The organism is Symbiopectobacterium sp. (assembly GCF_051710365.1).
Lineage (GTDB): Bacteria > Pseudomonadota > Gammaproteobacteria > Enterobacterales > Enterobacteriaceae > Symbiopectobacterium.
This window is the reverse complement of record NZ_JBPETA010000110.1, coordinates 1-10,696: the sequence shown is the minus strand read 5'-3', so window position 1 is coordinate 10,696 and position 10,696 is coordinate 1. Positions and strand designations below refer to the sequence as shown.

At 51.6% G+C, this 10,696-nt stretch carries 14 protein-coding genes; 4 read left to right on the top strand and 10 right to left on the bottom strand.

Annotated elements, in window-relative coordinates:
- The 8 genes from ACTBDZ_RS11145 to ACTBDZ_RS11110 form a co-directional block, all read right to left on the bottom strand.
- Nucleotides 1-226: GTP-binding protein (locus tag ACTBDZ_RS11145; protein WP_008502775.1), on the bottom strand; the 226-nt coding region annotated here is incomplete at its 3' end.
- A 69-nt stretch (nucleotides 227-295) separates the two neighbouring features.
- Nucleotides 296-2,410, bottom strand: coding sequence for an elongation factor G (gene fusA / locus ACTBDZ_RS11140; RefSeq protein ID WP_438815359.1), 2,115 nt, complete (start codon nucleotides 2,408-2,410; stop codon nucleotides 296-298).
- Between the two features lie 90 nt (nucleotides 2,411-2,500).
- Nucleotides 2,501-2,971, bottom strand: a complete 471-nt coding sequence (gene rpsG / locus ACTBDZ_RS11135) for a 30S ribosomal protein S7 (RefSeq protein WP_195315729.1) — start codon at nucleotides 2,969-2,971, stop codon at nucleotides 2,501-2,503.
- A gap of 96 nt (nucleotides 2,972-3,067) precedes the next feature.
- Nucleotides 3,068-3,442, bottom strand: a complete 375-nt coding sequence (rpsL, locus tag ACTBDZ_RS11130; protein WP_195315730.1) for a 30S ribosomal protein S12 — start codon at nucleotides 3,440-3,442, stop codon at nucleotides 3,068-3,070.
- A gap of 131 nt (nucleotides 3,443-3,573) precedes the next feature.
- Nucleotides 3,574-3,882, bottom strand: a complete 309-nt coding sequence (gene tusB, locus ACTBDZ_RS11125; protein WP_438815358.1) for a sulfurtransferase complex subunit TusB — start codon at nucleotides 3,880-3,882, stop codon at nucleotides 3,574-3,576.
- A 27-nt stretch (nucleotides 3,883-3,909) separates the two neighbouring features.
- The gene (gene tusC / locus ACTBDZ_RS11120; protein WP_438815357.1) at nucleotides 3,910-4,269 is read right to left on the bottom strand and encodes a sulfurtransferase complex subunit TusC; all 360 of its coding nucleotides are present in this window, start codon (nucleotides 4,267-4,269) and stop codon (nucleotides 3,910-3,912) included.
- Between the two features lie 9 nt (nucleotides 4,270-4,278).
- Nucleotides 4,279-4,668 carry a sulfurtransferase complex subunit TusD gene (gene tusD / locus ACTBDZ_RS11115; protein ID WP_438815356.1) on the bottom strand — a complete coding sequence of 130 codons (390 nt, stop codon included), beginning with the start codon at nucleotides 4,666-4,668 and terminating at the stop codon, nucleotides 4,279-4,281.
- Complete coding sequence (locus ACTBDZ_RS11110; RefSeq protein ID WP_222158745.1) at nucleotides 4,668-5,390, bottom strand: helix-turn-helix transcriptional regulator; 723 nt, start codon at nucleotides 5,388-5,390, stop codon at nucleotides 4,668-4,670. Before ACTBDZ_RS11110 ends, tusD begins: the two co-directional genes overlap by 1 nt.
- Before the next feature lie 224 nt (nucleotides 5,391-5,614).
- Here ACTBDZ_RS11110 and eptA point away from each other — a divergent pair, with 224 nt between their 5' ends.
- From eptA to pmrB, 3 genes are read left to right on the top strand one after another with little or no spacing between them, the layout of a single operon-like run.
- Nucleotides 5,615-7,267 (top strand): phosphoethanolamine transferase EptA, encoded by a 1,653-nt coding sequence (eptA, locus tag ACTBDZ_RS11105; RefSeq protein WP_438815355.1) that lies wholly within the window; start codon nucleotides 5,615-5,617, stop codon nucleotides 7,265-7,267.
- Nucleotides 7,264-7,932, top strand: coding sequence for a two-component system response regulator PmrA (pmrA, locus tag ACTBDZ_RS11100; protein WP_438815354.1), 669 nt, complete (start codon nucleotides 7,264-7,266; stop codon nucleotides 7,930-7,932). Before eptA ends, pmrA begins: the two co-directional genes overlap by 4 nt.
- Complete coding sequence (gene pmrB, locus ACTBDZ_RS11095) at nucleotides 7,929-9,020, top strand: two-component system sensor histidine kinase PmrB (RefSeq protein ID WP_438815353.1); 1,092 nt, start codon at nucleotides 7,929-7,931, stop codon at nucleotides 9,018-9,020. The genes pmrA and pmrB overlap by 4 nt, the downstream gene beginning before the upstream one ends.
- Nucleotides 9,021-9,089: 69 nt before the next feature.
- Here pmrB and fkpA read toward each other — a convergent pair whose 3' ends face one another.
- Nucleotides 9,090-9,881 (bottom strand): FKBP-type peptidyl-prolyl cis-trans isomerase, encoded by a 792-nt coding sequence (gene fkpA / locus ACTBDZ_RS11090; RefSeq protein WP_438815352.1) that lies wholly within the window; start codon nucleotides 9,879-9,881, stop codon nucleotides 9,090-9,092.
- A gap of 212 nt (nucleotides 9,882-10,093) precedes the next feature.
- On the opposite strand from fkpA, the gene ACTBDZ_RS11085 reads away from it, so the two are divergent.
- Nucleotides 10,094-10,312 carry a protein SlyX gene (locus ACTBDZ_RS11085; RefSeq protein ID WP_438815351.1) on the top strand — a complete coding sequence of 73 codons (219 nt, stop codon included), beginning with the start codon at nucleotides 10,094-10,096 and terminating at the stop codon, nucleotides 10,310-10,312.
- Nucleotides 10,313-10,579: 267 nt separating this feature from the next.
- Here ACTBDZ_RS11085 and ACTBDZ_RS11080 read toward each other — a convergent pair.
- The coding region (locus ACTBDZ_RS11080; RefSeq protein WP_438815360.1) for a transposase at nucleotides 10,580-10,696 on the bottom strand (117 nt) is incomplete at its 5' end.

The window sequence follows — 10,696 nt, the reverse complement described above, 5'->3', positions numbered from 1 at the left end:
GACGGGTCGGGGTGTCGTATTCAACGTGAGACGTGTTGATGGTGATACCACGTGCTTTTTCTTCCGGCGCGTTATCGATCTGATCGAATGCGCGCGCGCTACCGCCGTAGGTTTTAGCCAGTACGGTGGTGATCGCTGCGGTCAGCGTGGTTTTACCATGGTCAACGTGGCCGATAGTACCGACGTTAACGTGGGGTTTTGTACGTTCAAATTTTTCTTTAGACACGGCTATATTCCTTACTCAAATACCCTCCCCTGAGGAGAGGGCATGGGATCAATGTATTAGGCTTGGTAATTATTTACCACGAGCTTCAATAACGGCCTGAGCAACGTTGTTCGGCGCATCATCGTACTTCAGGAACTCCATGGAGTAAGAAGCACGGCCTTTGGTCAGAGAACGCAGTTGAGTTGCGTATCCGAACATTTCAGACAGTGGAACTTCGGCATGAATCACAACGCCAGTGACGTTAGATTCCTGACCACGCAGCATACCACGACGACGGCTAAGGTCACCGATTACTTCACCGGTGTTCTCTTCCGGCGTTTCTACTTCAACCTTCATGATCGGCTCAAGCAGAACAGGTTTTGCTTTTTTGAAGCCATCTTTAAAGGCGATAGACGCAGCCAGTTTAAACGCCAGTTCAGAGGAGTCAACGTCATGGTAAGAACCGAAGTGCAGACGCACGCCGAGATCGACCACCGGGTAACCCGCCAGCGGGCCCGCTTTCAGCTGTTCCTGAATACCTTTATCAACGGCAGGGATGTATTCACCAGGAATTACACCACCTTTGATGTCGTTGATGAACTCGTAGCCTTTCGGATTTGAGCCCGGCTCCAGCGGATACAGGTCGATAACCACGTGACCATACTGACCACGACCACCAGACTGCTTGGCGTGTTTACCTTCGATATCGGTAACTTTCGCGCGAATCGCTTCACGGTAAGCAACCTGAGGTTTACCGACGTTCGCTTCAACGTTGAACTCACGTTTCATACGGTCAACGATGATGTCGAGGTGCAGCTCACCCATACCGGCGATGATGGTCTGGTTAGATTCTTCGTCAGTCCATACGCGGAAGGACGGGTCTTCTTTCGCCAGACGGCCCAGAGCCAGACCCATTTTTTCCTGGTCAGCTTTGGTTTTCGGCTCAACGGCGATAGAGATAACCGGCTCCGGGAACTCCATACGTTCCAGGATGATCGGAGAATCCGGATCGCACAGGGTATCCCCGGTGGTCACGTCTTTCAGACCGATGGCTGCCGCGATGTCACCAGCGCGAACTTCTTTGATCTCTTCACGTTTGTTAGCGTGCATCTGAACGATACGACCGAAACGCTCACGCGCTGCTTTCACGGAGTTCAGCACGGTATCACCGGAGTTAACCACACCGGAGTACACACGGAAGAACGTCAGGTTACCTACAAACGGGTCGGTAGCAATTTTGAATGCCAGCGCAGAGAACGGCTCATCATCACTTGCGTGACGCTCAGCCGGCGTGTCTTTACCGTCATCCAGCATACCGTTGATCGCCGGTACATCGACCGGAGATGGCAGGTAATCAACTACCGCATCCAGCATCGCCTGTACGCCTTTGTTTTTAAAAGCGGAACCACAGGTAACCAGGATGATTTCGTTGTTCAGAACGCGCTGACGCAGAGCTTTTTTGATCTCTTCTTCAGTCAGTTCTTCACCGCCCAGGTATTTCTCCATCAGCTCTTCGGAAGCTTCCGCAGCGGATTCGATCAGGTTCTGGTGCCATTCGTCAGCCAGTTCCAGCATATCAGCAGGGATGTCTTCGTATTCGAAGGTGACACCTTGGTCGGCTTCGTTCCAATTGATCGCTTTCATTTTCACCAGGTCAACAACACCGGTGAAACCTTCTTCAGCACCAATCGCCAATTGCAGCGGAACCGGGTTCGCGCCCAAACGGGATTTGATCTGACCAACGACCTTCAGGAAGTTCGCGCCCATACGGTCCATTTTGTTAACGAACGCGATGCGCGGAACTTTGTATTTGTTAGCCTGACGCCATACGGTTTCAGACTGCGGCTGAACACCACCAACAGCACAGTAAACCATGACTGCACCATCAAGAACACGCATGGAACGTTCTACTTCGATAGTGAAGTCAACGTGTCCCGGGGTGTCAATGATGTTTACGCGGTGCGGCTCAAACTGCTTTGCCATACCAGACCAGAACGCAGTAGTCGCAGCGGAGGTAATGGTAATCCCACGCTCTTGCTCCTGCTCCATCCAGTCCATCGTGGCGGCGCCGTCGTGAACTTCACCGATTTTGTGGTTTACACCTGTGTAGAACAGAATACGTTCAGTCGTGGTGGTTTTACCGGCGTCGATGTGTGCACTGATACCGATATTACGGTAGCGTGCAATGGGTGTTGTACGAGCCATTTGTTTCCTCTATATCTTCGGACGTTCAATTCATCAGTTAACACAAACGGGCGGGCCGCAAAGCACGCCCGCCTAGTTAGCCCGCGGGAATTACCAGCGGTAGTGAGCGAACGCCTTGTTGGCTTCGGCCATGCGGTGAACGTCTTCACGTTTCTTAACAGCAGTACCTTTGTTGTCTGCTGCATCAGAAAGTTCGTTCGCCAGGCGCAAAGCCATCGATTTATCACCGCGTTTACGAGCAGCTTCAACGATCCAACGCATAGCCAAAGCATTACGACGGACCGGACGGACTTCAACTGGAACCTGGTAAGTTGAACCACCTACACGGCGGGACTTAACTTCGACAGTCGGACGAACGTTGTCCAGAGCGACTTCGAAAGCTTCCAGTTCGTTTTTACCAGAACGCTGTGCCAGGGTTTCCAGCGCGGTATAGACGATTGCTTCTGCGGTAGATTTTTTACCGTCTACCATCAGAATGTTTACAAATTTGGCCAGTAATTCAGATCCGAACTTAGGATCCGGCAGAATTTTACGTTGACCAATGACGCGACGACGTGGCATGGAAATACTCCGTTGTTAATTCAGGATTGTCCAAAACTCTACGAGTTTAGTTTGACATTTAAGTTAAAACGTTTGGCCTTACTTAACGGAGAACCATTAAGCCTTGGGACGCTTAACGCCGTACTTGGAACGGCTCTGCTTACGATCTTTAACACCAGAACAGTCCAGTGCACCACGTACGGTGTGGTAACGCACACCCGGGAGGTCTTTAACACGACCGCCACGGATCAGGATCACGGAGTGCTCCTGCAGGTTGTGACCTTCACCACCGATGTAGGAAGTCACTTCAAAACCGTTAGTCAAACGCACACGGCATACTTTACGCAGTGCGGAGTTTGGTTTTTTCGGAGTGGTGGTATATACACGAGTACATACACCACGTTTTTGCGGGCACGCTTCCAGCGCAGGAACGTTGCTTTTTGCAACCTTCAGAGAGCGCGGTTTGCGAACCAGCTGGTTAATTGTTGCCATTAAAAACTCCTGGTTTTTTTCGCTTCGTAAACACGTGATAAATCGCCCCATATATTACAGAGTAAAATATGGGGACGCAGGATTTTAGGGCTGACAGTGGAAGAAGTCAAGAAATAGTCAAAATTTCAGCATCACCACGCCAGTTGCACAGCGTGTTGGGCGGTCAGCCGGACAAATTCAGTATAGTCGACCAGCAGAATACTGGTTGATATTTGTTCTGCCAACCCACGGGCATTGACATCTTCCTGCAACGCGTAGACAGGAATGCCCAATGCCAGCAGGCGTGCCACCACGTTCCCCTGCCCCAATGCGGCAATCACGCCGTCTTGCAGCAGCAGCAGCGCATCCTGTGGCAACACGCAACGCAACATAGCGTCGATATCGGTGTGATAGGGCGAACGGGAAAGCGTGTGCAAGCGCGTTTTCAGAGGTGGGGTCACAGACTGCATAAGCGTAACACTCTCAAATTAAAACGTAAGGACAGTGTCATAGTCGGCAAGCGTTGCACGCAGGGCATCCGGCGCGAGCCGTTCAACGTCAATCACCCATGCCGTATCCGCCTTCAGGCCGCGCTGATCGGCTGACGCCGCACACAGATAGCAGCGCTCGATATCGTACAGCGGTAACACGCCAAACGTGGCAATGTAGTTACGCATCAGAATGATGTCAGGTTGCTGGCCGGGCAACAGCTGTAGCACACCGTCACCGATAAAAAACACGCCGATATCATCGCTCAACGCGGAGGTGGCCAATAAGGCATCTAGCCCTTCTCGCCCTGACGCGTCGCCGTGCGGAGCATGGGTAAACAAAAAAGCGATGCGTTTCATTATCGCTCCTTAAAACTGTACGACGCGATCGCACGTCAACACGGACTGAGCCAGTTCACCTAACCCGCTCAGTGAAAAACCCGGTTGCAGATTAGAGGCCGACAGTTCGAGCAGCCTTGCCTGTCCACCGTCCGTGATGCCGCGACGCAGTGCGGCGGCCACGCAAACATTCAGCGCCACCTGGTGCATTGCCCCCAACTGCTGCCACGCACGCGTCAAATCGAACTCGTCATTGGCAGGGGACGTCAGTTGACTGGCGTTCAGCACCCCTTCCCGATAAAAAAACACGCTTTCCAGGCTGTGCCCTTGTGCAATCAACGCCCGGGCAAACAGCAGCGCGCTACTCGCCTGCTGCGTACCGTATGCCGGGCCTGTCACCAAGAGGCAATAACGCAACATTAGCGGTCGTGCCCGCTGAAATCACCGTTTTTAAACTGGCGAATGTAGAGGTAAACGGTGTGCTTGGAAATATTCAGGCGATCCGCCACCTGATTGATCGCGTCCTTGATATCGAAAATACCCTTTTCATAGAGGTTCAGCACAATTTGCCGGTTCTTGGCATTGTTAGAAACGTTGCGATCCGCGTTCACCTCTTCAATAGAGAACTCAAGCGTCTGCGCAACAAGATCGTCCACGGAGGAAGCAAAGTTCACCGAGGAGGCCACTTCATGGGTTTCCGGCGGAATAAATGTCTGCACAATCTGGGAAAAAGGCACATCAAGGTTCATGTTGATACACAGCAGGCCGATCACACGCTGCTCGCGGTTACGAATGGCGATAGTGACCGATTTCATCAGCACACCGCTTTTGGCTCGAGTGAAGTACGCTTTGGATACGCTACTGTCTTCTCCCGCCATATCATGCAGCATACGCAACGCCAGATCGGTAATCGGCGAACCGATTTTACGCCCGGTGTGTTCGCCGTTGGCAATGCGCACCGCAGAGCATTTAAGATCTTCTAGCGCGTGCAACACGATTTCACAGTGTTCACCGATCAGCATCGCCAGACCGTCTACCACCGCCTCGTAAGATTTCAGGATCTCATGGTCCGTCGGGTTAAACGGCCGTTCCTCAAGCAAATCAATTTCATTTGATTCGCCAGACACAAGCGAATTTGACATGGCTAACACCATCCTCGACATCATCTATTTAATTGCCTTAAACGTTTAGGCACTCACCATCGACAGGACACTAAGTCTACCAAATGTCCCTTCTCCCGTCCCCGCATTTCACGGTTCTACCCCCCTTTTACACGACATCTGAACGCCGTCTTAAGGTTGGCTTAATTTTAATATCTTACCGTCACGCGCTATCACTCATTTTGTCTTTATTCATTGAGATAGCCATGAAAATTCGTTTTACCCTTTCGCGCCCAGAGTGGACAAGCATCGGCTACGTGCTGTTTTTCTCCGCCTTTATCACGCTGGTGCAAAACGTTGCCTACTATAGTCAAACGCTGCACCTGCTGGATTTCAGCCAGCGTACAACGCTGCCTTTTTTCCTGAGCATGCCGTTGGTGATCTTCGCCGTACTGAATATCGTCTTTACCCTGTTCGCCATTCCCTATCTGCGTCAATGTGCGATTGCTGCGCTGCTGATCGCGGGCGCTTCAGTGCAATATTTCATGCTGAACTACAGCATTATTATCGATCGCACCATGATACAGAATGTGATGGAAACCAACGTGTCGGAATCTGTCGATCTGTTTACGCCGCAACTGGCTCTCTGGGTATTGCTCGTCGGGGTCTTGCCTGCCGGGTTCGCGTTGTGGGTAAAAATAAAACCGACGGCATTAACCGCGATCAGTATCGGTCAGCGCTTTTTGATTATCGCACTGTCACTGCTGACAATATTGCTCGTCGCAGCGCTATTTTACAAAGATTACGCGTCATTAATGCGAAATAACAAGGAGTTGGTGAAATCTATTACCCCCAGCAACGTGATCGCCGCCAATCTTTCCTACGTTAAGCATCGGGCGCTGGCTAACCAGCCGTTAGTGCAAATCGGCCTGGATGCACATCAAGGCCCCCATCCTGCCAATGCTAATGGTAAGAAAAACCTGATCATTTTGGTGGTAGGAGAAACCGCCCGCGCGGAAAACTTCTCTCTGGGGGGATACGGCAAAGAGACTAACCCGCAGTTGAAAAAGGCCAACGTGATCTACTTTTTTCCCCATACCCAGTCGTGTGGCACTTCAACCGGCGTTTCGGTGCCCTGCATGTTCTCTAACATGCCACGCACGCAATACGATGCCGCACTGGCCAGCCATCAGGAAGGGCTGCTGGATATTGTTCAACGCGCCGGCATCAATGTGCTGTGGCAGGAAAATGACGGCGGATGCAAGGGCGTCTGCAATCGGGTTCCCAACAAAGATATTCCCAGCATTGCAGCACCGGGCTTATGCAGCGGCGGAGAATGCTACGATGAAGCGCTGTTTACCGGCGTGGAAGACCATATCAATCAACTGAACAGCGACGCCATTATTGTGCTGCACATGATTGGCAGCCACGGGCCCGCCTATTACAGACGTTATCCTGAAGCGTTCAAACACTTCACACCGACCTGTGACACCAACCAGATTCAGAACTGTTCCCGAGATGCGCTAACCAACACCTATGACAACACGCTACTTTATTTGGATAACACGTTAAACAACGCTATAGAGCTGCTGAAACACCATCAGGATAAGTTCAACACCGCATTGGTTTATCTCTCCGACCATGGAGGATCATTGGGGGAAGACGGTGTTTATTTACACAGCATGCCCTATGCCGTCGCCCCTTCACAACAAACGCATATCCCGATGTTGATGTGGTTGTCGCATGACTACCAGCAACAATTTGCCGTGCAAGAGACATGTTTGCGACAACGCGCGCAAACACAAAGTTATTCGCAAGACAATCTGTTTCACACCATACTGGGAATGCTTAATGTTACTACCAACGAATATCAGCCTGAATGGGATATCCTCAAGGGATGTCGGGATCGCACTGCATGAGATTGTTGATTGTAGAAGATGATGCCTTACTGCAAGAAGGATTGTTACTGGCACTCAGCCAGGAAGGGTACGCCTGCGACTGCGCGGGCGGAGCCAAACAGGCGGATGCACTGTTAAACAGTGCGCCATACAGTCTGGTGGTTCTGGATCTCGGGCTACCGGATGGCGATGGCTTGCAACTGCTGGCACGCTGGCGCAAACAGCACCAGCATATGCCGGTGTTGATCCTGACCGCCCGCGATACCATCGACGATCGCGTCAGCGGGCTGGATTCCGGAGCCGATGACTACCTGGTTAAGCCGTTTGCGCTGACGGAGTTGCTGGCACGGGTCAGAGCCCTGATCCGCCGCCACCAAGGCGCAAGCGACAATCTGGTTGTGGTGGGCGATCTTTGCCTTGATCTCACGACTCAGCAGGTGAGCCTGAAGCAAGAATCGGTTATTCTGACTCCCAAAGAGTTTGCGATTCTCGCAAGGCTGGTATTGAAAGCCGGGCAGCCCGTTCACCGCGAACTGCTGCATCAGGATATTTACAGTTGGAATGACGATCCCGCCTCAAACTTACTTGAAGTTCACGTCCATCATTTACGACAGAAAATCGGCAAAGCGCGCATCCGTACCTTGCGCGGCTTCGGCTACCTGTTCACTACCGAGGATGACGCATGAAACGCATTTTCAGCTCGATTTCTCCCCCTGCGGCCAGCATGCGCTGGCGGCTTATCATCGCGCTGGGATGTATTTTGTTGACGTGTCAGCTCATCAGCGTCGCCTGGCTATGGCATGAAAGTAAGGAACAGAGCAAGTTTCTGGTGGACAAAACGCTGAGTGAACACGCGCGCAACGAGCATATCGCCAAGGAAATACGCGAATCTATCGCCTCACTCAGCATACCCAGTCTGGTAATGGTGCTGGCTTCCCTGTTTCTTTCTATTCAGGCCGTGAACTGGATTACGCGGCCACTGTCGCGCCTCGCAGCGGAATTAGGCAACCGCAGTGCGGAAAATCTGGAACCTATCGCTGATTATCAGCAGGTGGAAGAGATCGCCGCCGTGACACGCTCCATGAACCAACTTTTCGTGCGCCTGAATGAAACGCTGGAACGAGAGCGCCAATTTACCGCTGACGTCGCGCACGAACTACGGACCCCGCTGGCAGGAATACGACTACACCTGGAACTCCAGCAGCAACGTCACGGGATCGATTTCCAACCACTGATTGCACGCATCGATACCATGACACAAACCGTTGAACAACTGCTTCAGTTGGCGCGCGCCGCCGTGGCGTTTTCCTCCGGCCACTACCAACAGGTTTCGCTGGCTCAGGATGTGATTGTCCCCATACAGGATGCGGTGGAAGAGATGGCCAGTCAGCGCAACCAGCGCATCGACTGGCAAATCAGCGAGGAAGAGGTGGCGATACAGGGCGATGCCACGTTACTGCAACTGCTGCTGCGTAATTTGATCGAAAACGCTCACCGTTACAGTCCCCCAGAGAGCACTATCACCGTCCGGCTTACCGCCGACCCGGAAATCACCTTGCAGGTGCGTGACCAAAGGCCTGGCATTGATGAAAGCAAAGTCGGCGAATTGAGTAAGGCGTTTGTCCGCATGGACACGCGCTACGGCGGCATCGGGCTAGGGTTGAGTATTGTCACCCGCGTGGCGCAACTGCACCATGGCGCATTGACGCTCAGCAACCTGCGTGAGGGCAATGGCACGCTGGTGGAGGTCACCTTCCCGCCGCTGCTTTCCTGACGTGACGCCATACCATAAAAAAAGCCGTGGGTTACCCCACGGCTGAATCTGCTACAACGCTAGCGCGAGTTATTTAGCGCTTTTCTTGGCAGCAGGTTTTTCTGCTTTAGCGGCCGGTTTGGCATCAGCGTCGGCCTTGATATCCAGCAGTTCCACTTCAAACACCAGCGTAGAGTTCGCCGGAATACCCGGAACGCCATTTTCGCCGTAAGCTAACTCTGGCGGAATAACCAGTTTGATTTTCCCGCCTTTTTTAACCTGCTTCAGCCCTTCAGTCCAACCAGGGATAACACCGTCAAGACGGAAGGAGAGCGGTTCGCCACGTTTGTAAGAGTTATCAAACTCGCTACCGTCAACCAGCGTACCTTTGTAGTTAACCACTACGGTATCGCTCTCTTTCGGCGCTGCACCCGTACCCTCTTTCTCTACCTGATACAGCAGGCCAGATTCCGTTTTCTTCACGCCTTTTTCTTTGGCAAATGCATCACGGAATTTAGTGCCTTTTTCAGCGCTTTCTTTAGCATCCTGCTTCATTTTCGCTTCTGCTGCGGTTTTCACGCGCGTTTCGAAACCTTGCAGGGTCTTCCCAATCTCTTCGTCGCTCAGCTTGCTCTTGTCAGCGAACGCGTCCTGAACGCCAGCAATCAACTGGTCTTTATTTAAGGTAATGCCCAGTTTTTCTTGCTCTTTCATGGAGTTATCCATGTAACGCCCCAAGGAAGCACCCAGCGCATAAGCGGCGGCATCCTCATCGCTCTTGAATTTTGCCGCTGGGGCCGCATCTGCTGCCATTACCAGGTCAGCATTCAGCGTCAGTGCCATCGTCGTCGCTAACAGCGTTACTTTAAATAGTGATCTCATCTATCATCTCCCGGTCTGGAACGACAGGCTCCAGAAACATTAATCGTAAATGCGCGACTACTATAACTGTGGGTATCGAGACAACACAACGACACACACAACAATCCTTTGATAAAATTCCCTGAATTATTCATAGGCCCATTTTCCGACCTCGTCGATGTCCGGAGGTTCCGAATATTCGGCTAGATACGACAAAATACAGAGGAATCGTAATGCCCCATACGCAACTCGAGCAACGTATTGAAATGCTTGAAAGCAAGCTGGCTTTTCAGGAGCTCACCATTGATGAGTTGAACCAAACGGTGGTCCAGCATGAATTGGAAATGGCGAAAATTCGTGAACACCTGTGCCTGTTGGTGGAAAAATTAAAAGCAACGTCCCCTTCTCTTCTCGCCTCGCAGTCCGAAGAAACGCCACCGCCACACTATTAACCGATAACGCTGGCGCATCCGTGCCTCTACGGTTGAGCCAGATCACATTTATCACATCATCCCAGGCGTTACACACGGTTTTCCGAACGAGATAAAAACAAACAAATAATTGATTTTAATCACATAAAATGAAAACACACTATCATTAGACAAAAATCTTTACAGCAAATCGCTCTTGACAGTCCCTTCAGAAAAACCAAAAATGCAAACGTTCCCGATAACGTTATTAATCGTTCTTTCATTTTTCCGATGACACTGGGCCTGTCATCAAATAAGCCAGACGATGGAAGCTGCCAGATGGATAGCGCCCAGAAAGTTAATAGCGGTCTTGTCGTAACGAGTGGCAATAGCGCGATACTGCTTCAGTCGGGCAAAGAAGTTTTC

Bases quoted from the DNA above. Each gene is read 5' to 3' on its own strand.
- eptA (WP_438815355.1), top strand. From the start codon at position 5,615: ATGAAAATTCGTTTTACCCTTTCGCGCCCAGAGTGGACAAGCATCGGC.
- rpsL (WP_195315730.1), bottom strand. From the start codon at position 3,442: ATGGCAACAATTAACCAGCTGGTTCGCAAACCGCGCTCTCTGAAGGTT.
- ACTBDZ_RS11085 (WP_438815351.1), top strand. From the start codon at position 10,094: ATGCCCCATACGCAACTCGAGCAACGTATTGAAATGCTTGAAAGCAAG.
- fusA (WP_438815359.1), bottom strand. From the start codon at position 2,410: ATGGCTCGTACAACACCCATTGCACGCTACCGTAATATCGGTATCAGT.
- ACTBDZ_RS11110 (WP_222158745.1), bottom strand. From the start codon at position 5,390: ATGTCAAATTCGCTTGTGTCTGGCGAATCAAATGAAATTGATTTGCTT.
- tusD (WP_438815356.1), bottom strand. From the start codon at position 4,668: ATGTTGCGTTATTGCCTCTTGGTGACAGGCCCGGCATACGGTACGCAG.
- rpsG (WP_195315729.1), bottom strand. From the start codon at position 2,971: ATGCCACGTCGTCGCGTCATTGGTCAACGTAAAATTCTGCCGGATCCT.
- tusC (WP_438815357.1), bottom strand. From the start codon at position 4,269: ATGAAACGCATCGCTTTTTTGTTTACCCATGCTCCGCACGGCGACGCG.
- pmrB (WP_438815353.1), top strand. From the start codon at position 7,929: ATGAAACGCATTTTCAGCTCGATTTCTCCCCCTGCGGCCAGCATGCGC.
- fkpA (WP_438815352.1), bottom strand. From the start codon at position 9,881: ATGAGATCACTATTTAAAGTAACGCTGTTAGCGACGACGATGGCACTG.
- pmrA (WP_438815354.1), top strand. From the start codon at position 7,264: ATGAGATTGTTGATTGTAGAAGATGATGCCTTACTGCAAGAAGGATTG.